The 1,907-nt window shown below is 32.0% G+C and carries 2 protein-coding genes; both read left to right on the top strand.

Annotated elements, in window-relative coordinates; all coding sequences use genetic code 11:
* Positions 1–583: extracellular solute-binding protein (locus CN514_RS19310; protein WP_141529427.1), on the top strand; the 583-nt coding region annotated here is incomplete at its 5' end.
* Between the two features lie 225 nt (positions 584–808).
* Positions 809–1,708, top strand: coding sequence for a hypothetical protein (locus CN514_RS19305; RefSeq protein WP_098233995.1), 900 nt, complete (start codon positions 809–811; stop codon positions 1,706–1,708).
* Positions 1,709–1,907 lie beyond the last annotated feature (199 nt).

Genomic DNA, 1,907 nt, shown 5'->3' with positions numbered 1-1,907 from the left:
ATTTAAGGAGTTTATAAAATTATTTGATTTAACGATTAAATATGGAAATAAAAATCCATTAACAACAGATTACAATACACAAGTTACAAATTTTGCATCTGGAAAAACAGCTATGATGCAACAAGGAAACTGGACACAAGGGATGATTGATGGCATTACACCAAATATGAAACTTGGTCTATTACCAATTCCGATTAATGATGACAAAAATGCAATGGACAAAATCCCTGTCGGTGTACCTAATAACTGGGTAGTTAATAAAAATTCAAAAAACAAAGAAGAAGCGAAGAAGTTTTTAAATTGGATGGTTTCTTCTGATACAGGTAAAAAATATATCGTTGAAAAGTTTAAATTCATTCCAGCAGTTAAAACTATTGAAGGAAAAGGCTTAGGCCCGATTGCAGATGATATTCAAAAGTACTCAGCTGACGGCAAAGTACTTTCATGGAACTGGTTTAAGTATCCAAACGGTGCAACAAATGAATTTGGAGCTTCAATGCAAGCATATGTTGGTGGACAAAAAAATCCACAGCAATTACTACAATCGCTTCAGGATACTTGGGATAAGTTAAAGAAACAGTAGAATAGGAAAAAAAAGACAAACCTTATTTCGAAATAATTTCGAATAAGGTTTGTCTTTTTTTATGTAATTTATTTCGTAGATCTTGTTTAAGAATTATCGATTGGAAGATTTTATGTGATGAACAGAATTAATTATCGTGATATAGTAATTAACGTTGCGAATATAAATGAAATTCCTGAGTTTAACCTAGATAAATAGATTAATAGTAAGGGAGAGTAATCTATCATGAAAAAATCGATTAAAAATGTTATTTTATCATCTGCGATTGTCTTTTCTTTAGGAACAGTAGTCGGGCCAGCGAATGCTGCTTCTGTTGCTACAAAGAAGCCGGCAACACAAGCGATTAGTCCCGTGAAGTTTCCAGCAAGTGAATCAGTTAAAAAGATGGCACTAGAAATCACTTCATGGTATGAAACATCATCATCTGGAGCTGATGCATTTGGTGCAACAAGTGGTAATTTCGATGGTGCCGGTCTATCTTTTGGCGCACTTCAAGAAAATTTTGGAACAGAAACGATCCAACCAATTATGAAAAATATGTTCGAAAATCATAATGATGTCGTCCTAAAAGCTTTCAATGGAGATAAGGATTCTTATAATACATTTAAAGATGTCATTATGAACAAAACGACAAAAGAGCAGGTAGCTTGGGGAGATTCAATCAGTGACCCTAATAATAAATACCAAGTCGTAGAGCCTTGGAAGACTTATTTTAAAAATCTAGGTACAAGTAAAGAATGTATCGATGAACAAATTAATGCTTCAAAATGGTACTTTGATCAAGCAGAAAAGTATTACAAAACATTCGGATTATGGACAAAAAGAGGCTATGCATTAATGTTTGATATCTTTGTTCAAAGTGGTGGAATATCGGATGAAACGAAAAATTTAATTTTAGATGACTTTAAAAAAATGGATACAAAAAATATGACAAAAGAACAAATCGAAACGAAAAAAATGAATATTATCGTTAATCGACGTGCTGCAGATGTTAATAAAAAATGGAGAGAAACATGGAAATCTAGAAAATCAGTCATTGCGAACGGTAGTGGTAAAGTTGTTGGTTATGGAGACTTCTTTGATGTAACTCCGTATGGTGCGACGTTAACACATGTTAATAAGTAAGTTTATTTGATGAGGGAGTCCAGGATTTTGGACTTCCTTTTTTATTTGTGCACTGATTAACTTTCATTTTTTTTATAAATAATATGTGATTTGATTTTCTTTGGGAATATTAAAAAAGAAGTATACACTAGCTTTTTGATAAAATAATTTCTTAGGAGAGATCAGTTGTGCAATGGTATTTAAAAGTATTAAAGAATTA

The organism is Bacillus sp. AFS001701 (assembly GCF_002559405.1).
Classification (GTDB): domain Bacteria; phylum Bacillota; class Bacilli; order Bacillales; family Bacillaceae_G; genus Gottfriedia.
The sequence above is the reverse complement of the archived record's forward strand: the minus strand, read 5'-3'. Positions and strand labels throughout refer to the sequence as shown.

What these genes read in the sequence shown, in the direction of transcription:
- CN514_RS19305 (WP_098233995.1), top strand. Translation starts at nt 809, where the DNA reads ATGAAAAAATCGATTAAAAATGTTATTTTATCATCTGCGATTGTCTTT.